Origin of the sequence: Mycobacterium bulgaricum (assembly GCF_041287165.2) — a bacterium.
GTDB lineage: Bacteria > Actinomycetota > Actinomycetes > Mycobacteriales > Mycobacteriaceae > Mycobacterium > Mycobacterium bulgaricum.
Genome location: NZ_JBGGKV020000001.1, coordinates 15,172 through 35,453, shown reverse-complemented (window position 1 = coordinate 35,453; position 20,282 = coordinate 15,172). Strand labels below are relative to the sequence as shown.

Annotated in this window: 24 protein-coding genes and 1 pseudogene; 12 read left to right on the top strand and 13 right to left on the bottom strand. The window is 67.6% G+C overall.

Features of this window, described 5'->3' with window-relative positions; genetic code table 11:
- Nucleotides 1-2: 2 nt before the first annotated feature.
- Nucleotides 3-1,118, bottom strand: coding sequence for a TIGR03364 family FAD-dependent oxidoreductase (locus tag ACAG24_RS00200; RefSeq protein WP_370470695.1), 1,116 nt, complete (start codon nucleotides 1,116-1,118; stop codon nucleotides 3-5).
- A gap of 109 nt (nucleotides 1,119-1,227) precedes the next feature.
- On the opposite strand from ACAG24_RS00200, the gene ACAG24_RS00195 reads away from it, so the two are divergent.
- Together ACAG24_RS00195 and ACAG24_RS00190 are read left to right on the top strand one after the other, a co-directional pair.
- Nucleotides 1,228-1,755 (top strand): HD family phosphohydrolase, encoded by a 528-nt coding sequence (locus ACAG24_RS00195; protein WP_370470694.1) that lies wholly within the window; start codon nucleotides 1,228-1,230, stop codon nucleotides 1,753-1,755.
- On the top strand, nucleotides 1,752-2,450 hold the full coding sequence (locus ACAG24_RS00190) for a GntR family transcriptional regulator (protein WP_370470693.1): 699 nt from the start codon (nucleotides 1,752-1,754) through the stop codon (nucleotides 2,448-2,450). The genes ACAG24_RS00195 and ACAG24_RS00190 overlap by 4 nt, the downstream gene beginning before the upstream one ends.
- Here the strand turns inward: ACAG24_RS00190 and ACAG24_RS00185 are convergent.
- On the bottom strand, nucleotides 2,437-3,003 hold the full coding sequence (locus ACAG24_RS00185) for a TetR/AcrR family transcriptional regulator (protein WP_370470692.1): 567 nt from the start codon (nucleotides 3,001-3,003) through the stop codon (nucleotides 2,437-2,439). The genes ACAG24_RS00190 and ACAG24_RS00185 overlap by 14 nt on opposite strands.
- A 125-nt stretch (nucleotides 3,004-3,128) precedes the next feature.
- On the opposite strand from ACAG24_RS00185, the gene ACAG24_RS00180 reads away from it, so the two are divergent.
- From ACAG24_RS00180 to ACAG24_RS00170, 3 genes are read left to right on the top strand one after another with little or no spacing between them, the layout of a single operon-like run.
- Nucleotides 3,129-3,983, top strand: coding sequence for an SDR family NAD(P)-dependent oxidoreductase (locus tag ACAG24_RS00180; protein ID WP_370470691.1), 855 nt, complete (start codon nucleotides 3,129-3,131; stop codon nucleotides 3,981-3,983).
- A 36-nt stretch (nucleotides 3,984-4,019) separates the two neighbouring features.
- Nucleotides 4,020-4,652, top strand: a complete 633-nt coding sequence (locus ACAG24_RS00175) for a maleylpyruvate isomerase family mycothiol-dependent enzyme (RefSeq protein ID WP_370470690.1) — start codon at nucleotides 4,020-4,022, stop codon at nucleotides 4,650-4,652.
- 51 nt (nucleotides 4,653-4,703) lie between these two features.
- On the top strand, nucleotides 4,704-5,315 hold the full coding sequence (locus ACAG24_RS00170) for a hypothetical protein (RefSeq protein ID WP_370470689.1): 612 nt from the start codon (nucleotides 4,704-4,706) through the stop codon (nucleotides 5,313-5,315).
- Here ACAG24_RS00170 and ACAG24_RS00165 read toward each other — a convergent pair.
- Nucleotides 5,309-5,521, bottom strand: a complete 213-nt coding sequence (locus ACAG24_RS00165; RefSeq protein ID WP_370470688.1) for a DUF3072 domain-containing protein — start codon at nucleotides 5,519-5,521, stop codon at nucleotides 5,309-5,311. The genes ACAG24_RS00170 and ACAG24_RS00165 overlap by 7 nt on opposite strands.
- A gap of 117 nt (nucleotides 5,522-5,638) precedes the next feature.
- Between ACAG24_RS00165 and ACAG24_RS00160 the strand changes: the two genes are divergently transcribed.
- Together ACAG24_RS00160 and ACAG24_RS00155 are read left to right on the top strand one after the other, a co-directional pair.
- Nucleotides 5,639-5,923 carry a hypothetical protein gene (locus ACAG24_RS00160; RefSeq protein WP_370470687.1) on the top strand — a complete coding sequence of 95 codons (285 nt, stop codon included), beginning with the start codon at nucleotides 5,639-5,641 and terminating at the stop codon, nucleotides 5,921-5,923.
- Between the two features lie 41 nt (nucleotides 5,924-5,964).
- The gene (locus tag ACAG24_RS00155) at nucleotides 5,965-6,465 is read left to right on the top strand and encodes a pyridoxamine 5'-phosphate oxidase family protein (RefSeq protein ID WP_370470686.1); all 501 of its coding nucleotides are present in this window, start codon (nucleotides 5,965-5,967) and stop codon (nucleotides 6,463-6,465) included.
- Here ACAG24_RS00155 and ACAG24_RS00150 read toward each other — a convergent pair.
- From ACAG24_RS00150 to ACAG24_RS00130, 5 genes are read right to left on the bottom strand one after another with little or no spacing between them, the layout of a single operon-like run.
- Nucleotides 6,458-7,270, bottom strand: a complete 813-nt coding sequence (locus ACAG24_RS00150) for an acyl-CoA thioesterase domain-containing protein (protein WP_370470685.1) — start codon at nucleotides 7,268-7,270, stop codon at nucleotides 6,458-6,460. The genes ACAG24_RS00155 and ACAG24_RS00150 overlap by 8 nt on opposite strands.
- Nucleotides 7,271-7,301: 31 nt before the next feature.
- A complete protein-coding gene (locus ACAG24_RS00145; protein WP_370470684.1) occupies nucleotides 7,302-8,879 on the bottom strand; it encodes an FMN-binding glutamate synthase family protein in 1,578 nt (525 codons plus the stop codon).
- A gap of 60 nt (nucleotides 8,880-8,939) precedes the next feature.
- Entirely contained in the window at nucleotides 8,940-9,272 is a 333-nt protein-coding gene (locus tag ACAG24_RS00140; RefSeq protein ID WP_370470683.1) for a GNAT family N-acetyltransferase, read from the bottom strand.
- Between the two features lie 7 nt (nucleotides 9,273-9,279).
- A complete protein-coding gene (locus tag ACAG24_RS00135; protein WP_370470682.1) occupies nucleotides 9,280-10,257 on the bottom strand; it encodes a pirin family protein in 978 nt (325 codons plus the stop codon).
- Entirely contained in the window at nucleotides 10,254-10,694 is a 441-nt protein-coding gene (locus ACAG24_RS00130; RefSeq protein WP_370470681.1) for an EVE domain-containing protein, read from the bottom strand. Before ACAG24_RS00130 ends, ACAG24_RS00135 begins: the two co-directional genes overlap by 4 nt.
- Before the next feature lie 83 nt (nucleotides 10,695-10,777).
- Here ACAG24_RS00130 and ACAG24_RS00125 point away from each other — a divergent pair, with 83 nt between their 5' ends.
- On the top strand, nucleotides 10,778-11,047 hold the full coding sequence (locus ACAG24_RS00125) for a DivIVA domain-containing protein (protein WP_370470680.1): 270 nt from the start codon (nucleotides 10,778-10,780) through the stop codon (nucleotides 11,045-11,047).
- Complete coding sequence (locus ACAG24_RS00120; RefSeq protein ID WP_370470679.1) at nucleotides 11,040-12,605, top strand: acyl-CoA carboxylase subunit beta; 1,566 nt, start codon at nucleotides 11,040-11,042, stop codon at nucleotides 12,603-12,605. The genes ACAG24_RS00125 and ACAG24_RS00120 overlap by 8 nt, the downstream gene beginning before the upstream one ends.
- A gap of 171 nt (nucleotides 12,606-12,776) precedes the next feature.
- Here the strand turns inward: ACAG24_RS00120 and ACAG24_RS00115 are convergent, their stop codons facing one another.
- Nucleotides 12,777-13,070, bottom strand: a complete 294-nt coding sequence (locus ACAG24_RS00115) for a WhiB family transcriptional regulator (RefSeq protein WP_370470678.1) — start codon at nucleotides 13,068-13,070, stop codon at nucleotides 12,777-12,779.
- Between the two features lie 310 nt (nucleotides 13,071-13,380).
- Between ACAG24_RS00115 and ACAG24_RS00110 the strand changes: the two genes are divergently transcribed.
- Nucleotides 13,381-14,124 carry a helix-turn-helix domain-containing protein gene (locus tag ACAG24_RS00110; RefSeq protein ID WP_370470677.1) on the top strand — a complete coding sequence of 248 codons (744 nt, stop codon included), beginning with the start codon at nucleotides 13,381-13,383 and terminating at the stop codon, nucleotides 14,122-14,124.
- Nucleotides 14,125-14,127: 3 nt separating this feature from the next.
- Here the strand turns inward: ACAG24_RS00110 and ACAG24_RS00105 are convergent, their stop codons facing one another.
- Nucleotides 14,128-15,306, bottom strand: coding sequence for a MinD/ParA family ATP-binding protein (locus tag ACAG24_RS00105; RefSeq protein ID WP_370470676.1), 1,179 nt, complete (start codon nucleotides 15,304-15,306; stop codon nucleotides 14,128-14,130).
- Nucleotides 15,307-15,755: 449 nt separating this feature from the next.
- Between ACAG24_RS00105 and ACAG24_RS00100 the strand changes: the two genes are divergently transcribed.
- Both ACAG24_RS00100 and ACAG24_RS00095 read left to right on the top strand, forming a co-directional pair.
- A complete protein-coding gene (locus tag ACAG24_RS00100; RefSeq protein WP_370470675.1) occupies nucleotides 15,756-16,622 on the top strand; it encodes an ESX secretion-associated protein EspG in 867 nt (288 codons plus the stop codon).
- Nucleotides 16,623-16,640: 18 nt separating this feature from the next.
- Nucleotides 16,641-17,171 carry a hypothetical protein gene (locus tag ACAG24_RS00095; protein ID WP_370470674.1) on the top strand — a complete coding sequence of 177 codons (531 nt, stop codon included), beginning with the start codon at nucleotides 16,641-16,643 and terminating at the stop codon, nucleotides 17,169-17,171.
- Here ACAG24_RS00095 and ACAG24_RS00090 read toward each other — a convergent pair.
- From ACAG24_RS00090 to ACAG24_RS00080, 3 genes and pseudogenes are all read right to left on the bottom strand, one after another.
- Nucleotides 17,160-17,789, bottom strand: a pseudogene (locus tag ACAG24_RS00090) (S8 family serine peptidase); the annotation flags it as partial. The gene ACAG24_RS00095 and the pseudogene ACAG24_RS00090 sit on opposite strands and share 12 nt — an antisense overlap.
- A gap of 192 nt (nucleotides 17,790-17,981) precedes the next feature.
- On the bottom strand, nucleotides 17,982-18,239 hold the full coding sequence (locus ACAG24_RS00085) for an HPr family phosphocarrier protein (protein WP_370470673.1): 258 nt from the start codon (nucleotides 18,237-18,239) through the stop codon (nucleotides 17,982-17,984).
- A gap of 34 nt (nucleotides 18,240-18,273) precedes the next feature.
- Nucleotides 18,274-20,265, bottom strand: coding sequence for a PTS fructose transporter subunit IIABC (locus ACAG24_RS00080; protein ID WP_370470672.1), 1,992 nt, complete (start codon nucleotides 20,263-20,265; stop codon nucleotides 18,274-18,276).
- Between the last annotated feature and the right edge of the window lie 17 nt (nucleotides 20,266-20,282).

The following is a 20,282-nucleotide window of genomic DNA, read 5'->3' as shown; positions in this document are numbered from 1 at the left end:
GGTCACAATCCCATCTCGTTGGCCGTCTGTTCACCGATGACCGGGCCCAGCGTCATGCCGCGGCCACCTGGTCCTGTCACGACCCACACCCCGGGGGCCACCTCTGCCCGGTAGGCCAGGCGCCCAGGGTCGACGCACTGGCTGTACACGCCGGCCCACCGCTGCCGGATCGGCGGCAGTGGACGGCCCAGTAGCTCTTCGACGACGCCGGTGAGGTAGCGGTAGGGCGCCTCTGTCACGTCGAACGCGAACGGCTCGTCGTACTCGTGGGTGTCGCCGATCGTGAGGCCGCCGTCGAGGCGCTGCACACACAGCAACTGCATGCGGTGCTCGTAGGCCACAGGGTCCTGATTCTCCCGGCGCTGCAACGAGTCCAAGGCGTTGCCGGCGTAGGCGGGGTAGTACCGCAGGCTGTCGCCGTCGGCGATCGCCGTGGTCAGCGGCTCGTCCAGCGGAGCGGTCTGCATCATCTGCAGGCGCACCCGGCGCACCGGCATGTCACCGGCCAGATCACGCACCAGTCCGCTGTGCGCGGCACCGGCACACACGATCACGACGTCGGCCTCGTGGGTGTTGCCGCGGTCGTCGCGGACGCGGGTGCCGTCGACGCTGCGCGCCTCGGTGCCCGGGATGAACTGGTAGCGCCCGGTGGCACCGAGGACTGCCCGCATCGCGGGCAGCGCCTGACGGGACTCGACTGCGCCGTCGCGGGTGCAGTGCAGGGCCGCGACGAATTTTCCGCGTAGAGCAGGGTTGACGGCGCGCGCGGCGCCGGGGTCGAGAAGCCGGAATCCGCGCCGCCCGGCGTCGGCCCTGCCGCAGACCTCCTCGGCGACAGCGACTTCGGCCGGCGTGCGCAGCAGCGTCATCGAGCCGCAGGGCCGGAAGCCGATGCCGGGCACTTCCGCGCTGATCTCCTCCCACAGGATGCGCGACCGCAGGCTGGCGTCGAGTTCCCCCGACGAGCGGCCCGACACCCAGACCAGACCGAAGTTGCGCACGGTGGCCCCGCGAGGTTCGGCCTCCCGTTCGAGGTGTGTGACGTCATGGCCCCTGCGGACTGCCTGCCACGCGTGGGCGGTTCCGAGGATGCCGGCGCCGATGATCGTGACCCGCATGGGCGCTGAGGTAACTCCGCGCGAACGTCCTTGCCGCAAGCAGGCGATGTGAGCAGCGGGAACAGCGGGTTAACAATTGGTATAGACCAATTTGGGGTATGGTCGGTGCATGCCGGGACAACCCGAAGCGGTGCGCACCGAAACAGCCGCGGTGCTGAGATCGTTGCGCGGAGTGTGGGACGAAGAAGCCGTCGACGAGTGGGATCACGCCATGCAAGCGGCAGCGCGTGCTCTCGACGACGGCGCTGACGACGAACTCGTGCTGGCGGCGGCGCTGCACGACATCGGGCACAGTCCGCTCCTCGGAGGGCCGGGGATGGAGGATCATTCCGGGCTGGCGCGCGACTGGATCGAGCCGCGGTTCGGGTCCCGTGTCGGCTGGCTGGCCTGGGCGCACGTGGCAGCCAAGCGGTACCTGGCTGCCACGGATCCCGCGTACGCGGCCGCCCTCAGCCCGACGTCGCTGGCTTCCCTGGCGGAGCAGGGTGGCCCGCGCATCGACCCCGAGTTCGCCGGCCACCCGTGGTGCCGCGACGCCCTGCGGCTACGCCGGTATGACGACGCCGCGAAAGACCCGGGCGCGGCGGGTGTGCCGCTGGCCGTGGTTCTCGACCTCGCGGAGAAACTCGCGCGGTGACCGTGCCGAAGCCCTACCTCGTCCGCACGCGCCTGGACGAGATTCTTGAGAACTTGCGCGAAGGAGATGCCTTCCCCCCCGAGCGGGAGTTGGCGGCGCGTTTCGGTGTCGCGCGCGAGACGGTGCGGCAGGCGGTGCACGAACTTCTGGTCGAGGGCCGCATCGAACGTCGCGGCCGCGGAACCGTGGTGTCGCGGCCCAAGCTCGTGCAACCGCTGTCGCTGAAGTCCTATACCGAGGGCGCGCAGCGGATGGGCCGGACGCCGGGCCGCTTGCTGGTGACCTGGGAGAACATCACCGTGGACGCGGAAGTGGCCGGCGCGCTTGATGTCTCGGCGTCCTCGCGGGTGATGCACCTGGAACGTGTCCTGCTCGCCGACGGCGCGCGCATCGGCCTGGAGAGCACGTATCTGCCGCTGCACCGATTCGCCGACCTGACGCGGGACTTCGACCCGACGAGCTCGCTGTATGCCGCGCTGCGGGCCAGGGGAGTGGAGTTCGGCACGGCAACCGAGCGCATCGAAACGGTTCTGCCGTCACCCAGGGAAGCGGGTCTGCTCGAGTCGACCACCGCGATGCCGATGCTGCTCCTCAACCGCAGATCGCTGGACGTGGACGGCGTCCCTATCGAGGTGGTGCGCGCGCTTTATCGCGGCGACCGGGTGGCGTTCGAGGCGGTGCTCACCGACCGCTGACGGCGCGGGGCGCTCGAAGGCCGAGCGTGCGCCGGCCCGCGGCGACCAACTGATCGCGCAGGGCATCGTCGTCGAGCGCCTCGAACTCACCACGGGCGGCGCCCGCGAACCCCGACATCACGATCGCTGCGTTCACCTGGCCGCCGACGCCGGGCTCGAGGGCGGCGAACAGGCGCATCTGACGCGTGACCGTCGAGCTCCATTCGGCCCTTCTTCGCACCAGCTCGGTGACGTGTGGGTCGCTGCTGAGCACCGAGATGAGGTTGCGGTTCGCTGCGGCGAGGGCGGCGTATCCGATCAACATGCGGTCGGCCCTGGCTCGGGCGGTGCGCTGCGCTTCCGCCTCTGCGATCAGCACCGCGAGCTCTGCCAGGACGGGGTCCAGGATCGCGTCAAGCAGCTCGTCCCGTGTCCGGAAGTAGTGGTAGATCGCCGATTTCGTCAGTCCGAGGGCCTCGGAGATCATCTGCAGCGACGTGCCCGCGACGCTGTGCTCACCGAACAGTTCGATGGCGACCTCGATCAGTCGCTGGCGGGTGGTGGCCTCACTCACAGCGCGATCGTAGCTGACCATTCGGCCAGGAGTTCACTTTACGTTTGGTCAGCTAAGTACTGTACGATCGGTCAGGTAGACGCTGTACGTTTGGTCAGCCAGTGGAGAAGACCGCAGGAGATTCGATGAGCACCGATTTCGGAATGAAGGACCGCAAGGCGCTGGACCTGTCCGGCAAGGTGGTGGTCATCGTCGGCGGTGGCCAGATGCCGGGGCCCGGGCTGGGCAACGGCCGGGCCACCGCCATTCTGGCCGCCCGGCACGGCGCCGAAGTGGTCGCCGCCGACCGCAACCTCGCCGCTGCACAGGAAACTGTGGATGTGATCACCGCCGAAGGCGGCAAAGGTTACGCCGTAGCGGCCGACGTCTCCGACAAGGAGGGCTGCCAGAAGATCTTCGATGCCACGATGAGCAGAAGCGGTCGTCTGGACGGCATGGTGTACAGCGTCGCGGTGAATCCACCGTTCGACCCGGTCGCCAACTCGATGACCACCGAGGACTTCAACTACGGCATCGACGTCAACATGTTGGGCTGCTACTACTGCAATCTCTTCGCAGCGCAGTGCATGGAGAAGAACGAGGGCGACACGACCGGCAGCATTGTCAACATCTCGTCCATCGCCAGCATCAAGAACGAGCTCGGCCTGAACATCGGCATCCTGCCGTACGCGCTCGGTAAGGCCGGCCTGAACTACATCACCGAGCTCACCGCCGCGGAGTTCGCCGCAGCGGGCATCCGCGCCAACACCCTGATGCTGGGCCCGATCAATTCCGTGCTGGGCAACCACGACTCGCAGACACTGTTCGGGCTCGCGCCCGACGAGGTCGAGGAAACCTACCTGGAGGTCGTCAAGCTGAAGATGGGGCGCGGCACCGTGTGGGAGACCGCCTATGCGGCCGTGTACCTGCTTGCCGACGAGTCCCGGTTCATGACCGGACAGCAGATCCGCCTGGACGGTGGAGCGACACTGATCCGCTGAGCGATGACCTCTGCGCCCCGCAGAGGTCAACATCGCATGAAGCTCAGCAAGTCGCAGGTGTGGTCGTTCGTTCATGCCGAGCGGGCCCGCCTCGCCGACGACCTGGCAACCTTGCCGACGCGCGCGTGGACCACACCATCACTGTGCCCGGGATGGGATGTGCACGACGTGCTGGCCCACCTCGTCGATACCGCGAGAACGTCGCGAATCGGGTTCGCGCGACGAATGTTTAACGCGCGCTTCGACTTCGACGGTGACAACGCCCTCGGGATCCGTCGTGAGCGGCGCGCGGACCCGCGGGACACCGTCGAAGCGTTGCGGGCGGCAGTCCCGCTGACCCTGACTCCGATCGCGCCGCGTCCCACCCGTCTGGTCGAGGCGATCGTCCACGGCGAGGACATCCGACGTCCCCTCGGTATCCCGGCCACCTATCAGCGCACCGCCGTCACGGCAGCCCTGGCCTATCAGATCAAGGCCGCCGTGGCGATGGGCGGCGGTCGCGAACGCGTCGAGGGGGTGCGTCTCGTCGCGACCGACGGTGATTTCGCCGCAGGCGCCGGAGACGAGGTGCGCGCCAGTGCGATCGACCTGCTGATGGCCGTATCCGGCCGAGGCGTCGACGCACGGGCGTTCGATGGTCCGGGCACGGCGCGCCTTACGCAGGTCTGACATCTGGACCTCACGCGCGTGATCGCGGACCCGAGGGGGTACCGGGTCGTCATGCGAATCGCAGACGCAGACGTTTTGTCAGCAGGAACGCATGCGGTCCGAGCGACCGTCGCCGCCGTGGTCGGTCAGGTGGAGACCGTGTCGTCCGGTGAGTCGTCGGCGTACGACGCAGTTTTGATGATCGACCGCGATGCGGATGTGCCGGGGGGAGTCCCGCTGCTCGAACCCGGGTCGTCCCATGAGGCAATAGTGCAGGCCGGGCCCGATCGTGCCGGAAGTGAGCCGCGTTGGATTCGCATCAAGATCCCGGACGCACACGGCGCCGGAAACGACCAGGACTTCGTTCTCGCGTCGTCCGGTGACGGGGCCCCGCTGCACCACGCGGTGCTGCCCGCCGACCCGGTTGCCCCGCTCTACTCGTCGTTGTGGCTCTACCTGGCCGGATTGCAGCCGGTGCTGTTCGGCATCAAAACCTCCACCGCCGGCTCCGATGTGCGGTTCGGTGCCCGAGACGAGCTGAGTTTCGTCATCAGCCCTCCGGTGGGACGCTTCCGCCACATCGGAACGCTGTCGCTGACGCAGTCGCGGAAGGAATCGGTGACGTTCTCCGGCGGCAACAGCGGAGGCGGTATCCGGCCGCTGCCGCCGGTGAACTTCTACTGACCGCGCCCGGTCTTCTGTTGGAGTTCGTCGATGAGTTCGGAGGCGCGGGCCTTGGTCGTGTCGTCGGGGACATCGACATTGGCTTCCTGCGCGAGGGTTTGTAGGTAGCTGCGCTGGGGCCCGGTCATCGGCTCGTCCCCGGTGACCCAGTCGGACGGGTCCTTCTCGGCGTTCTCCTGCGGTGCCTGGGTGATGTTGTCGCTCATGGGGTCTGAATGCCCGTCGCATGTATGTTCGAAACACGTGAATCCAGCGGTGGAGCTAGACGCAGTTCACGCCGGCGAGGTGGTGCTCGGGAAGGCGCAAGAACGCAAGCATGGCTGGTGTTCGTTTGTCCCGTGATCCCCGCCTGTACGACCGTGGTGACCGATTCCATGGTTCCCGATCTCATGGCGCTGGACGAATGCACGGTGGACGCCTACGACAAGCATGGCAAGGTGTGGCGGCTAGGCCGCGGGCCCACCGAAGCCGAAGTCCGTGAACGTATTTCGTCGTTGCCGGCTGTCTTCTCCCGCGTGACGGTCCACTACACCGCCGACCGCCTGGAAGCCGCTCGGGAAGCCGGATGGTTCGACATCAAGGTCATCGAGTACCGGGAGAAGGACTAGCCTGCGTCACGATGTGAACCGCCGCCTGCCAGTATCGACGCGTGGGCAAAAACGAACGCGCGAAGATCGTGATGTCAGACGGCGAGATCGCCGAGTTCATCGAACGCAGCCGCACGGCGACCATGGCCACGGTGCTGCCGAGCGGCCGGCCGCACCTGGTGGCGATGTGGTACGCCGTCATCGACGGACAGATCTGGTTCGAGACCAAAGCGAAGTCGCAGAAGGCCGTCAATCTGCGCCGAGATCCCACGATCACGGTGATGATCGAGGACGGTCTGTCCTACGACACGCTGCGCGGGGTGTCGATCGACGGTGAAGCAGAGATCCACGACGACCCGGAAACCAACCTGAAGGTCGGAATCAGCGTGTGGGAGCGCTACACCGGCCCGTATACCGACGAGATGCGGCCCTTCGTGGACCAGATGATGAACAACCGGATCTGTGTACGGGTCGTGCCGTCGCGGCTGCGGAGCTGGGACCATCGCAAGCTCGGTATGGGCGGCATGCCGGTCTCGGGCAGCACCGCGCAATATCTCAGCTGAGCGGCGCCCGCGGCGGGTTGAACCCAGGATTGGACAGCGCGGTGGCCGTTGCCGTCCCTAGCGGTCCGGATGCGTCCACGACAACGGCGGTGCCAGTGGCGACCCCGTCATGGCTGTGATGTGTCAGCGCCGCCAGCCCGAGGTAGGGCCCGTGGGGTAGGCGGCTGAGCGTGAGCGTGTAGTCGGCGTTGATGAACGGCAGACCATCGGTTCCGAAGTGGGTCAGCGAGCTCGCCATGTCCCCGGCCATGGCCGCGCGGGTGAACGCCGTCAGCTCGACGCCGTCGACCATCGGGGCGAGGTCGTACGCCCAGATGTACTTCGGGCCGTCGTGCGCCCACGCGCCGAGTCCGAAGCTCGGGGCGTCCCCGTTCTTGCCGTAGGTCCATACGAGCGTGACGACGTCGTCGGGAACCGGGTCCGGCAGGGGCGGAACCGGCGGCATGGTCACCTCCGTCGTCCACCGCGGGCCGGGCGGTTGGACACCGCGGCGCAGGAACAGCGCGTTGGCGCGGGCGACGACCGTCCCGGACTGCGTCATCGTGGCGTCGACCAGCTTGAGCCTGCGCCCTTCGCGGACCACCGAGGTCGCGACGCGAACAGAGTCGGCGAGCGCGGCGGGGCGAAACAGATCGACCGTGAGGCGGGCAGGCTGCAATTCCGGGTCGGCGGCGTCGCGCTCGATGACATGGCCGAGCAGTCCTCCGACGTAGTTGCCGCTGATCGTGTCGCCCCACGGCCCGCGCGCCCAGTCCGTCGGAGCGAAGGTGTCGCCGTCGGGAACGAAGAAACAGCGGGTGCCCACCGCGGCGACGATAGCGGAGACCGGCGGATTCTCAGCCGACGGCCAACGACGACGGCGGCGCAGATCCTCCGTGATGATCCTGGTGCGTCATCAGCTCGATGATCTGCGCGCGGTCGGCGGCGGACGGCAGTCCCATCCCCGGCGTGTACCTGTACACGTCGTGCAGAGGGGTGGAACCCGTTCTGCCGTCGATGATGTCGACGGACTCGGTGCTGATGAGCCCGGGGTGTTCGACACCGCACGCCTCGGCGACCTTCACGAGATCGCGGCGCAGGGTCTTGATGTAGTTCGCCGCGCGCACGGCCTTGATCTCCGGTACCAGGCCGCGGGCCAGCCACGCATTCTGAGTGGCGACTCCGGTGGGGCAGGTGTCCGTGTGGCACTTCTGCGCCTGGATGCATCCGATCGCGAGCATTGCCTCCCTCGCCACGTTGACCATGTCGCAGCCGAGCGCGAACGCGACGACCGCGTTGTCGGGGAGGCCGAGCTTGCCGCCGCCGATGAAGGTGACCTGTTCGTGCAGGGCCTGCTCGGCGAAGATGCGGTAAACCTGGGCGAAGCCGAGCTGGAACGGCAGCGACACACTGTCGGTGAAGATCAGCGGCGCGGCGCCGGTGCCGCCTTCACCGCCGTCGATGGTGACGAAGTCGACGCCGCGGCCGGTCTCGCGCATCAGGTGGGTGAGTTCGCGCCAGAAGTCGAGATCGCCGACGGCGGCTTTGATCCCGACGGGCAGGCCTGTCTCGGCGGCAATCAGCTCGACCCAGTCCAAAAGGCTGTCGGTGTCCGAGAATTCGGCATGCCGCGACGGGCTGACGCAGTCGCGGCCCTCCTCGATTCCTCGCGCCGCGGCGATCTCGGCGGAGACTTTGGCCGCGGGGAGCAGGCCGCCGAGGCTCGGTTTGGCGCCCTGGCTGAGCTTGATCTCGATGGCGCGCACCGGATCCCGCTCGACGACCTCTTTGAGCTTATCGAGGCTGAACCGGCCGTCGGCGTCGCGGCAGCCGAAGTACGCGGTGCCGATCTGGAACATCAGCTCACCGCCCTGCCGGTGAAAGCGGGAGATGCCACCCTCACCACTGTTGTGCAGGCATCCCGCGAGTTTGGCGCCTCGATTCAACGCCTCGACGGCGTTTGCGGACAACGAGCCATAGCTCATCGCCGAGATGTTGACGACCGAGGACGGCCGGAATGCCTTGCTCCTGTTCCGCGCTTCCCCGACGACTTTCGCGCAGGGCAGGTGTACCTCGTGGGCGGCGGTCGGCGATGACGGCGGCACGGTGTGCCCGAAGGTGCGGTGTTTGATCACCGGATAGCCGGCGGTGTGCTCGATGTCGTTGTCGGTGCCGAAACCGAAGTAGTTGTTCTCCTTCTTCGCCGAGGCGTACACCCATCGGCGCTGATCGCGGGTGAACGGCCGTTCTTCGTCGTTCGCGGCGACGATGTACTGGCGCAGCTCGGGCCCAATTGCCTCGATGAAGTACCGGGCGTGCCCGAGCAGCGGGAAGTTGCGCAGCAGCGCGTGTTTGCGTTGGAACAGGTCGCGGGCGGCGACTGCCGCAAGTGTCGAAGCGGCGGCGGCAGCGAAGGCGGAACCTGTCTTACCCATGACCTCCGAATTGCCCGAATGTGCGCACCGAAACGGGTGGTGGCGGAATGGACCTGCGGTTCAGCGGTGGGCGAGGGCGCGCTTGAGGTCGGTGGTCAGGGGATCGACCGAATCGGCGTACTCCGGATGCTTGTCGATGAACCCCGCCACCATCGAGCAGACGGCCACGATGCGCAGGCCGTCGGCCCGTGTCTTGTCGAGCGCCTCCTGCACCAGGATTGTCGCCAGCCCGCGTCCGCCGAACGCGTCGTCGATTTCGGTGTGGGGGAAGACCCGCTGGTTGCCCACGTCGATGAACTCGGTGAAGCCGGCTTTCTGCCCGTCGACGGAGATACTGAAGCGGTCCGCCTCGGCGGTGACGTCGGTGGGCGCGCCGGTCTTGTCGGTGGTCATACCTCCTCTATACCCCGGGGTTGGGCCGAGGGCGCAGGGTGGCGTTGGGGAGTGGGGGCGCGGGCAACCGGGCGACGGCACCGCGGTAACCGTGGACCACGCCGAAGCGCTCGTGTTCCCGCTGCCACTGCTCGCGGTAGCCTGCGATGTCGTCGTGGCTGCGGCCCACGAAGTTCCACCACATCACCAGCTCGTCGCCGAACGGTGTGCCCCCGAGCAGCACGACCCGGGCGGGGGTCTCGCCGCGGTTGGCGACCACGAGCCGGCTGTGTCCGGTGCCCTGATAGCCGAGATCGCCTGGTGCGAGGGCGGATTCGCATGCGGCGACATCGCCCTGGTCGACGAGGACGCCATGCTCGAACGTCGGGTCGACGTCCAGCGAGATCTCGGCGCCGGCTTCGAGGTCGACCTGCGCGCCCAGCAGCGGCGTGAACGTGTGAACCGGCGAGCGGTCGGCGTCGAGTTCGCCGAGGAACACCCGCACGACGGCGTCGCCCACGGCGCGCGGTTTCGGCGCGTGGTGCGCGAAATCCCTGTCGGTGTCACGATCGGCGTCAGGCAGTGCCACCCACAGCTGGACCCCGTGGAGCAGCGTCGTCGAGGCGGTGGAGACCTCGGAGTGACAGATGCCCGCGCCCGCTGTCATCAAGTTCAGCTCACCGGGCCGGACCATCGCGTGCACGCCTGCGCTGTCGCGGTGCTCGATCTCACCGCTGAACAACCAGCTGACCGTCTGCAGCCCGGTGTGCGGGTGCGGCGGGACGTCCATGCCGCTGCCTTGGCGGATATCGTGGGGTCCGTAGTGGTCGGCAAAGCACCAGGCGCCGATGAGCGACCGCTCCCGCTGCGGAAGGGTTCGCCGCACCCGGATTGCCCGCGGACCGCCCAGCGGTACCTCCCGCGGATGCAGCACGCCCGCCAGATTGGCAGCGAGTCCCGATGCCGCACAATCGACTTCGGCGGGTGCGACATCCGTGTTGCTCATGGACTCAGGCTAGACTCCTTCGCCGGCTGGATCATGGCGGAACGGATGACGTCGAGGTCGCCGTCGGAGATCTTGAACACCCCGAACCGGAACTTGTATCCCCATCGCGCCTTGTCCTCGACGAAGTCGAGGTCGTCGAGCAGGGGACGGATCGGCGTCTCCGCGCACTGGAGAAAGTCGACATTGCGTCGCCACGGCTGGAAATCCGGCGACACATCGCCTTGATAGGGCTCGTCATCGGCGACCTGGCCGATCGCCGTGAACGCCTGCAGTGGCGGGCCATCGGGGTAGACGGTCTTGGGCGAGTAGAAGACAATCCAGTCGCCGCGTTCCATCTTGCGCAGCATGTGGGGCTTGCCGTGATTGGCCTGCGTGAAGCGGCCGCGTACAGCGCGCTCGACGTGATCGCGGCTGACTGTGTTGATCCAGTTCGTCATAGCCGCACGCTATGCCCGACGCCCGACAATCCAGAGGCAGAAACCGGCGGCCCTGTGGATAACCTGCGCACTAGTCTGTCGCCATGAGCGAGGGCGCCGTCACGGCCGAGTACCTGCGGAATTTCACGTTCGAGAAGCCGCCGCTCGGCAAGCGCGGGTACAACGAGAAAGCAGTGCTCGACTTCGTCGCCCTCTGCGCCCGTCGTCTCGACGGTCGGGGCCACCTCACCGCCGACGACGTGCGTGCCGTTCGGTTCAACAAACCGCCGTTCGGCAAGCGCGGTTACGACGAGGCCCAGGTCGACGCCCTCCTCGACGAGATCTCAACCGCCATCGACCAACTCGATGCCTGAACAGGAGCCGCGACGCGCCGACCTGGCGGAGGTCCTACGCCGCCGCGGTCTGACCGAGGACGCCGCCCGGCCGGACGCCGTCGCGCGCAGGCACGCTGCCGGCGGCCGCACTGCCCGCGAGAACCTCGACGATCTGGTCGACTCCGGATCCTTCGTCGAGTACGGCCGGTTCGCCGTCGCACCGCAGCGCGCACGCCGTGACATCGACGAGCTGATCGCCCGCACGCCCGCCGACGGACTCATCGCAGGCACCGCCCGGATCAACGGAGCCCTCTTCGATGCCGACGCCGCTGCCTGTGCGGTGCTGTCCTACGACTACACCGTGCTCGCCGGCACCCAGGGAGGGCTGGGTCACCGGAAAAAGGACCGCCTGTTCGAATTGATCGAGCGGATGCGCCTGCCTACGGTCTTCTTCGCCGAGGGCGGTGGCGGCAGGCCCGGTGACACGGACTATCCGGCGGTGTCATCGCTCGATACCCGGGCTTTTGCCCTCTGGGCTCGGCTCTCTGGCCTCGTGCCCCGGATCGCTGTGGTCAAAGGCCGCTGTTTTGCCGGAAACGCCGTCATCGCAGGCGCTTCCGATCTGATCGTGGCGACCCGCGATGCTTCGCTGGGCATGGGCGGCCCCGCGATGATCGCCGGCGGCGGCCTCGGAGACGTCCCGCCCGATGACGTCGGTCCGATGACGGTGCAGGAGCCCAACGGCAACGTCGACGTCGTAGTCGACGACGAAGCCCAAGCCGTCGCGGTGACGAAACGTCTCGTCGGCTACTTCCAGGGATCCGTCGGCGAATGGACCGTGCCCGACCAAACCGCGCTGCGCACCGCGGTACCCGAGCGCGCTCGGCGCGCCTACGACGTCGCGCCCGTCATCGAGACCCTCGCCGACGAGAACTCGGTGACGTTCCTGCGCCCGCGATTCGCCCGGGAGATGGTGACGGCGCTGGCCCGCATCGAGGGGCGGCCCGTCGGCGTGATCGCCAACGACACACGGTTCACGGCGGGGGCCATCACGGCAGCGGCCTCCGACAAGGCCGCCCGCTTCCTCCAGCTGTGCGACGCATTCGGGTTGCCGGTGGTTTCGCTGATCGACTGCCCCGGATACATGGTGGGCCCGGCCGCCGAAGCCGACTCGTTGGTGAGGCGGGCATCGCGAATGTTGGTCGCAGGAGCGGCACTTCGCGCACCGCTCATTGCGGTGATCCTGCGCCGGGGCTACGGCCTCGGGGCGCAGGCCATGGCGGGTGGCAGTTTGCACGAGCCGGTGCTGACAGTGGCCTGGCCGGGTGCGCATCTCGGTCCGATGGGTCTCGAAGGGGCCGTCCGGCTCGGGATGCGCAAAGAACTGGAGGCGATCGCCGACGCGCAGGAGCGGGAGGAGCGGGTACGGATCGCCACGGCGGCGGCACAGGAGAACGCCAAGGCGCTCAACGCCGCGATGCTGTTCGAGATCGATGACGTGATCGACCCGGCGGACACCCGCTCAGTCGTCGCTGCCACCCTGGGGGCCACGAAAAAACCGGCTCCCGCTGGGAGCCGGTTCATCGACACTTGGTGAGTGTTCGGGTCGGTGCCGCCTGCGCCTCTCGGCAAGTGGTCGCTCGCGGCGACTGTGGGTTGGGGCCCGGGGCATGCCCGGCACCGACGAATCATGTAACCGCCACCCGGTCCGAACTATTCCGGGGCGCGTCCGCCGCCGACCCCTCGACCGGCGGCGGACGGCTCGGTGTCAAGCAATATCGGCGTAGTACACCCGGCGCTCGCCTACCGGGTAGCCGTTCTGTTCGGCCAGGGACTTGAGCTGCCGCAACGCGAAGGTGCGGCCGCGGCCCGCCTCGGGGACATAGATTCCCGCCCACAGACCCTCTGCGCGAGGCGACTCGTAGGCTTCCTTCGCGCACAGCCACCGTCGCGGACAGGACCGGCAGATCGCCTTGGCTTCGTCGTCAGCGGTTGTGGTCCAGCGTTCGGGGTCGCGCGTGCACTCGCCGACCGGCGTCTCATCCCAGGACTTTGCGTTCATCGGTGTGCTCCTTACCTCTGCCGGCGGCGCGATCGCCGCGATGACGCACAACGTAACCAAGAAACCGTAGCGCTGCAACAGTTTGTGCTTCAGTCTGGCGGTGGGGAGCGGGTCGAGCCGCAACGGTTCTTACACCGACAGGGCGTTCAACTGCACTTTTGCGCCCGCAGCGGTTTTCAGTAGGTGCTACAGATTGATCGAAATTTCTATTGCGTTGATACGGTATAGACCAGCGAAATGATGTAGTTTTGACGTGTTGCGGCGCTCTTTCCGGCGCTCGCTGGCCTTACCGCATGAGGGATTCCGGGAGATGACGAACGCTGAACCGGTCGACGCGTCGACCGGGGCACCGGACGCCGGCATGCTTCGGGCGGGCGCGGCCGCGGCCGCCCGGAGACGTGAACTCGACATCAGTCAACGCAGCCTGGCTGCCGAGGGCATCATCAACGCCGGCGCCCTCATCGCCTTCGAGAAGGGCAGAAGCTGGCCCCGGGAGCGGACGAGGGCACGCCTCGAGGAGATCCTGCAGTGGCCGCCGGGCACCATCGCGCGCCTTCGCAGAGGCGAACCCGTGCCCAGCAGCCGCCCCGCGCCAGCCGCAGCACTGCCCACGCCGGGCGGCGACGAGGCGTCACTCATCGCCCAGGCCGTGATCACCGCGGTCGGAGCCCTCGGCTCGTCGGCGGGCACGCTGCCCTCCGCCGACGATCCCGCGTTCATGCCGCGGGCGACCGCGATCCTCGCCGATCTGCGCCAGTTGGAGGCGGTCGCGTCGCGCGCCGCCCGGATCGGCCGGGTGACTCCCGCGCTCATCAAAGCGTTGAGCACCGTCCGCACGCTGTACGACGATCTGATGCTGCGCGCGGCCGCCGCACCGCACGCATCGTTGGGCCAGCGCCTCTATGCCGCCCGCCGCGGCGCGAACCTCACTGTCCTCGAAACCGCCCAGGCGGCGGGAGTCTCCGAAGAGGCGATCCGGCACACCGAAGCCGGCGAACCCGTCTCGGCGGCTGAGGTCGATGCGATCGAAGGGTTGGTCGCTCAGATCGCGTGAGCTTCAGCGGCGGTCGCGCGGGCGGTCGTCGCGAGGGAAGAACCCCGCCAACGCCGCTGTGACTTCGACGAGTTTGCGCCTTGCCGCCCGCGACATCTGACCGGTCCCGTCGATGACACCGCCCGGCCGCAGGCTGCCGTCGAACGGTATCTCGATGACGGGCTGGCCCTGGCCTGAAAACTGTTGAGCCAGAACTGATCTCGTGCGCTTGTCGGCGTGGCCGTCGGAATCGTTGAGGACCACCACAGTGCGCTGAAGCAGGGTCGTCATCCCCCGTGCGGCCAGCCAGTCGAGGGTCTGCCCGGCCGCGGCGGCACCGTCGACCCATGGCGAGGACACCACCACGAGCGCATCCAGATCGCGAAGCACTTCCTGGGTTACGGGCGAGTCCATCGTCGAGCTGCAGTCGGTGACCACGATGGAGAAGTGACGGTCGAGGCGGGCGGCGGCTTCGCGGTAGATCGCCGGGTCGAGCACCCGTCGCCGCGCCGGGGTCGCCTCCCCGGCGAGGACGAACAGGCCCGCGGCGTTGTGGCCGAGTCGGTTGCGGACGTCGGCGAACGTCTCCAGGTGCTGGTCGCCCGCGAGCTCCCAGAACGAACCCTGGGCGTTCGGGTCTACGCGGCTGCCCAGCTTGCCGAATGCGGTGTCGGCGTCGATGGCGACGACTCGGTCGTCCTGACGCAGTTCGGCGAGCAGCGAGCCGATGCACGCGGAAACCGTCGTCTTGCCGACCCCGCCCTTACCCATCACGCCGACCTTGAACCGTCCGCGAAGAGGCCCGCGTATCACGGCCTCCAGGTCGGCGAGCCGTCGCTCTTCGGGTGACGGACCGAGATTCACCAGACCGAAGGTGGCCCTGTAGAGGACCGCGCGCCATCCGCGACCGGGGACGGCTTTCCGTGTCGGGACGAGCTGATCGGGGCGGATGCGTTCGGCATACGACGTCGGCGGCTGCTGAGCCTGCGGATGCTGGGGGCCGGGCCAGGGAGGGCCGCCCGCCGGAGGTGACGGATAAACAGGAGCGGGTTGCGGCGGCACGGGGCGGGTAGGTGCCTGCCAACCCTGCTGTGGTGGCGGTTGCCGGAACATTCCGCGGGGTGCCGGCGGGGGAGGCATCACGGGGGCCTGGTCGGTCAGGGGCTCGGAGTCCCACCGGACCTCGTCGCGGTCGGTCACCACACGTCTCCTCTTCACTGCCGTACGTGCCGTCCAGGCAAGGCTAATGGCACGACGAACCCAGCAAACACCTTCGCCGAGCCGGGGAGCGGGCGGGGGCCGCCCGCCCGGACGGTCGGTCTGGGTGCTGCGCCGGGGGTGCGGCGAACGACTCGGGGCCATTCGCAGCCACTGCAATTCGTTTGCGAGAAGATCGATAAGGCACTTGGAGAATGCGAAGGAGATAGCTAATGAAGTGCTCATCTGCCTGCGGTATCGGACTGGAGGGTGACGAATTGGTGTCATAGGCACTCCGTCGCCGCTGGTACGCTCCCGTTGGAAGGGGTGCGACACATGGCAATGTTCGGCGACTCGAAGGGGTCTGGCAAAGGCAACGCCACCCCGGCGGTGGCCGGTGCGTACATCACAACGGATTCCCCAGCAGGGCGTCACGTCGATCCTGCGGTGCGCTGATGACCAGACCACTCTTCGGTGACGCCGAGCCCACCCACTACGACGACGTGGTGGGCGTCGAGGTGACGATCGACGGAATGCTGGTGATTGCCGACCGGCTTCATCTGGTGGATTTCCCGCTGTCGTTGGGAATCCGGCCGAACATCCCCTACGAGGAGCAACGCAAGATCGTATGGGACCAGGTGACCCGCGACCTGACTGCTCAGGGCGTTCTGACGGCCTACGGGGACCCTCACCCCGAGGTCGCGGCCATGGTCGATGCGCTGAGTCGGCCCGATCGGACCCTGGACTGCCGATGGTGGCGCCGCGACCGCGATGGCAAGATGGTCCGCTTCGTGGTGTGTCGCAAAGGGGAGCGTCATGTCGTCGCCGCACGGGATGAAGAAATGCTGGTGCTTCAGCGGGTGGCTCCGCAGGTCGGTCTCGCGGCGATGGTGAACGTCGTCCTGGGCAGCGCGTCCCCTGCGAACGTGGAACCGCTGACCGGCATCGTGTCCAAGCTGGCCGAGACGCGCACGGCCGATCAACTGGCCGCGTACGGCCAGCCTGCGCTGTCGGCCAAGATCTACGCCGAGGCCATTGGGTCGCCGGACAGCTGGGTCGAGATCACCGCCAACGAGCGACGGACGGGCGGTACCTACGCGGAGGCCGGTGTCGGCGCCGGGGTCCTCGACTCGGGCCACGGCCGGATCGTCTCGCTCCCGCGCCAGGTCGGTAACGAGCTCTACGGCAGCTTCCTGCCCGGTACCGACGAGAACCTGAAGCGAGCCCTGGACAGCCTGATGGAGTTCCTGCCGTCGAAGTCGTGGTTCGACCACGTCGCCGCTTCCGACGACCACGCTTCCGACTACTCCGTGCCGGACTGAGAAAGGCGAACGACTACGGTGGCCAACCCTCCGCACGATCCCCTCGACGAATGGCGACGGACCGGGGACGACGATCTGGCGGCGCTGGACTTCAGCGCGGCCGGTGCCGCCGAGGGCGAAACCGACCTGGGCCTGATCCTCGGCGACTACTCCTATTCCGAGGCACCCGAAGCCCCGGCGCCGGTGTCGATCGACGTCGACGCGGAAGACGACGCAGCGATGCCGATGTTCACGGTCACCAATCCACCGGGCACGGTGACGGTCACGACGTACCTGGACGGCCGTGTACATCAGATCGACCTCGCGCCCCACGCGGTCTCGCTGACGGAGTCGATGCTGGCCGACGAGATCGTCGTGATCGCCGGCCTGGCCACTCAGGATGCGAGGTCGGCCCAGTACACCTTCATGCTCGAGGGCATGCGAGAACAGGGCCATGACAACGTGGCCACCCGGGACTTCCTGAACCGGGATTTGGATCTGCCCACTCCCGAACAGGCTCAGGCTGCCCGCGCCGAACTGTTCGCGAACCGCTATGCAGGTGAGGAATGAGCAAGCCGCTTCGCTGATGTTGATGATCTGCGCGCCCATGTTGGCCGCGTGCACGATGGCCCGAGCCAGGCTTCGCAGCGAGCCGGCTGTCTGGGTGGAGTTCGGATCGTTGGGGTCGTTACGGGCGCCGACCGGCGAGAAACTGTCGGAGGTCTGGCGCAGCGAGAGGATCCTCGCGTCGGGTGCGACGCCGACGAACGCGTCGGTGGGAGCGGGACGCCCTGCGATGACGGCGGCGGTGAGAGTGCCGTGCGCATCACAGTCGGACATGCCGTTGCCTGCCGCGTCGACGAAGTCGCCCCCGGGTTCTGCGGGGACTCGCGGTGAGCCGTTCACGCCCGTGTCGATGACCGCCACAGTTACGCCGGCACCGGTTGCGAACTTCTGCGCCTCAGCCAGCTGCAAGTAGTCGTTGGCCCAGGGTCGGTCCGCGAAGTTGGAGTTCGGGAACACCGTCGGGCTGGCGCAGATGCGCCGCTGCTCCATCGGCTGGTCCGGACCGGTCTCATCAGGAGGAATCGCAGCGGGATCGATGATCGGCTGCTCGACCGCCCACGAAGGTGGAGCCGTCAGCAGCACCAGGAACAGAGCCGCAATCAGCGCACCAACTCGGCGCACGCGATGTCACCCCCCGAAACACCCGACCAGCGCATGGTGTGCTGGACCGCTCGCAGCAAACTCGCTGACCACGGTGGTATAGCCCAAAATGTCAGGTCCAGGCTACGCGTCTGAGGCACTCAGACAGCGTAAGGGTGTCTCGGGAGGGGTTGTTCCGCTTTCTTTCGGGACCGTCACCGGCCCCGTCAGGCGTCAGGCGTCGAGGTCTTTCTGGACCAGTTCGGCGATGGTGGCCAGTGCAGCCTCGTCGTCGGAGGCGACGGTCACCTGGGCGCCGTTTCCCGCGCCGAGGGTCATGATCATCAGCGCGGAGCCTGCGTCGACGGGCTCGCCCCCGTCGACTGACAGGGTGACGGGAACGCCGGCCTCGACGACGGCCTCGGCGATGATTGCCGCGGGACGGGCGTGCAGGCCGATGGACGAGCCGACGATGACGGTCTTGCTGGGCATGGTTCTCCTTATTTCTTGGTGGTGGATGGAACGGTCAGGCGGCGACGAGTTCGGGATCGTTCTTGACGCCCGTCTTGATGAACTGCTTGGCGGCGACGACCGCGAGGGCCGACGCGATGGTGCCCGCGACAATCGCGATCAGGAAGCCGAGCTTGTTGTCGATCGCGAAGAGCACGAAGACCCCGCCGTGTGGGGCGCGAGATCCGACGCTGAAGGCCATGCACAGCGCGCCCGTGATGGCACCGCCGAACATCATCGACGGGATGACGCGTAGCGGATCGGCCGCCGCGAAGGGGATGGCGCCCTCGGAGATGAACGATGCTCCGAGAAGCCATGCGGCGCGGCCGTTCTCCTTCTCCGGCTCACTGAACAGACGCGGGCGGATGGTCGTCGCCAGTGCCATGGCCAGCGGCGGCACCATACCTGCGGCCATGACAGCGGCCATGATCTCGAATGCCGCGGTGGTATCGGCTGCGAGGCCGGCGGTGGCGAACGCGTACGCCGCCTTGTTGACGGGGCCACCGAGGTCGAAGCACATCATCAGGCCGAGAATGATGCCGAGGAAGATCGCGGACGTGCCGGACAGCCCGCTGAGCCAGTTGGTGAGTCCGGTGTTGATGTTCGCCAACGGGCGTCCCACCAGGAAGAACATGATCAGGCCGACCGCCAGCGACGCTCCGAGAGGCACGATCACCACCGGCATCAAGCCCCGAAGCCACTGGGGGACCTTGATATTGCTGATCCACAGGGCAACAAAACCGGCGAGCACACCGCCGACGATGCCGCCGATGAAGCCGCCGCCGATGAAGACGGCAAGGGCGCCTGCGGTGAAGCCGGGCGCGATGCCGGGCCGGTCGGCGATGGCGAAGGAGATGTAGCCGGCGAGTGCGGGAACCAGGAAGCTGAATGCCAGCCCGCCCAGTGTGAACAGGATCGCGCCGAGATACTGTGCGAACCCGCCGTCGGGGAGGTTGGTCAGCGAGTTGTTGAGGGCGATGTCGTTGCCGGTGTCGGCGATCTCGTAGCCGCCGAAAAAGAAGCCGAGCGCGATCAGCAGACCACCCGCCGCGACGAACGGGATCATGTAGCTCACGCCGGTCAGCAGTATCTGACGCGTCCGCGTTCCCCAGCCGACATTGCCGGACGGCGCGCCGGGACCAGCCGAGCCTGAGCCTTCGACGCGAGCCGCATTCGGATTGTCGGCTGCGGCAACGGCTTCGGCGATCATCTTGGCCGGCTCGTTGATTGCGCGCTTGACGCCGGAAGCCACCACCGGCTTGCCCGCGAAGCGTCCCTTGTCCTTTACTCCGACGTCGGTGGCGAAGATGACGGCGTCGGCCTTGGCGATGGTGTCAGCGGGTAGGGGTGTGCTGCCGGATGACCCCTGCGTCTCGACGACGAGCGTGACGCCGGCATCCTTGGCCGCCTGGCTGAGCGAGTCTGCCGCCATATAGGTGTGCGCGATGCCGGTGGGGCAGGCGGTGATCGCGACGATCGACTTGGCGGCAGCCTTTGCAGCGGGCTGTTCGGCGGGCGCGGCCGGTGCCGCTCCCGCTGGCGGTGCCGGATTGACCACCCCTTCGACGAGGCCGACCACTTCCTCGGCAGACGAGGCGTTGCGCAGGGATTCGACGAAATCCTTGCGTACCAATGCCCTTGCCAGGCTGGACAACAGCTTCATGTGCTCCTGGCCACCGGAGTCCGGCGCCGCGATCAGGAACGCCAGGTCCGCGGGGCCGTCGGGAGCTCCGAAGTCGACACCCGGCTTGAGACGGGCGAATCCGATGGTGGGCGCGTCAACGTAGGGCGATCGGCAGTGGGGGATCGCGATGCCGCCGGGCAGGCCGGTCGCCGACTGCCCTTCGCGCGCCATGGCGGCCCCGACGAGCCCCTCGGCGTCGTTGGTGCGCCCTGCGGCAGCAAGGGTTTCGACGAGACGGGTGATGACGGCCTGCTTGTCACCGTCGACCGCGGCGTCGAGCAGCACCAGATCGCGGGTGATGATCGGAGTGGTGGAGGTGGTCATGGAACTACCTTGTCTCT

What these genes read in the sequence shown, in the direction of transcription:
- ACAG24_RS00200 (WP_370470695.1), bottom strand. Translation starts at nt 1,118, where the DNA reads ATGCGGGTCACGATCATCGGCGCCGGCATCCTCGGAACCGCCCACGCG.
- ACAG24_RS00195 (WP_370470694.1), top strand. Translation starts at nt 1,228, where the DNA reads ATGCCGGGACAACCCGAAGCGGTGCGCACCGAAACAGCCGCGGTGCTG.
- ACAG24_RS00180 (WP_370470691.1), top strand. Translation starts at nt 3,129, where the DNA reads ATGAGCACCGATTTCGGAATGAAGGACCGCAAGGCGCTGGACCTGTCC.
- ACAG24_RS00175 (WP_370470690.1), top strand. Translation starts at nt 4,020, where the DNA reads ATGAAGCTCAGCAAGTCGCAGGTGTGGTCGTTCGTTCATGCCGAGCGG.
- ACAG24_RS00170 (WP_370470689.1), top strand. Translation starts at nt 4,704, where the DNA reads ATGCGAATCGCAGACGCAGACGTTTTGTCAGCAGGAACGCATGCGGTC.
- ACAG24_RS00165 (WP_370470688.1), bottom strand. Translation starts at nt 5,521, where the DNA reads ATGAGCGACAACATCACCCAGGCACCGCAGGAGAACGCCGAGAAGGAC.
- ACAG24_RS00145 (WP_370470684.1), bottom strand. Translation starts at nt 8,879, where the DNA reads ATGGGTAAGACAGGTTCCGCCTTCGCTGCCGCCGCCGCTTCGACACTT.
- ACAG24_RS00140 (WP_370470683.1), bottom strand. Translation starts at nt 9,272, where the DNA reads ATGACCACCGACAAGACCGGCGCGCCCACCGACGTCACCGCCGAGGCG.
- ACAG24_RS00135 (WP_370470682.1), bottom strand. Translation starts at nt 10,257, where the DNA reads ATGAGCAACACGGATGTCGCACCCGCCGAAGTCGATTGTGCGGCATCG.
- ACAG24_RS00130 (WP_370470681.1), bottom strand. Translation starts at nt 10,694, where the DNA reads ATGACGAACTGGATCAACACAGTCAGCCGCGATCACGTCGAGCGCGCT.
- ACAG24_RS00125 (WP_370470680.1), top strand. Translation starts at nt 10,778, where the DNA reads ATGAGCGAGGGCGCCGTCACGGCCGAGTACCTGCGGAATTTCACGTTC.
- ACAG24_RS00120 (WP_370470679.1), top strand. Translation starts at nt 11,040, where the DNA reads ATGCCTGAACAGGAGCCGCGACGCGCCGACCTGGCGGAGGTCCTACGC.
- ACAG24_RS00115 (WP_370470678.1), bottom strand. Translation starts at nt 13,070, where the DNA reads ATGAACGCAAAGTCCTGGGATGAGACGCCGGTCGGCGAGTGCACGCGC.
- ACAG24_RS00110 (WP_370470677.1), top strand. Translation starts at nt 13,381, where the DNA reads ATGACGAACGCTGAACCGGTCGACGCGTCGACCGGGGCACCGGACGCC.
- ACAG24_RS00100 (WP_370470675.1), top strand. Translation starts at nt 15,756, where the DNA reads ATGACCAGACCACTCTTCGGTGACGCCGAGCCCACCCACTACGACGAC.
- ACAG24_RS00085 (WP_370470673.1), bottom strand. Translation starts at nt 18,239, where the DNA reads ATGCCCAGCAAGACCGTCATCGTCGGCTCGTCCATCGGCCTGCACGCC.
- ACAG24_RS00080 (WP_370470672.1), bottom strand. Translation starts at nt 20,265, where the DNA reads ATGACCACCTCCACCACTCCGATCATCACCCGCGATCTGGTGCTGCTC.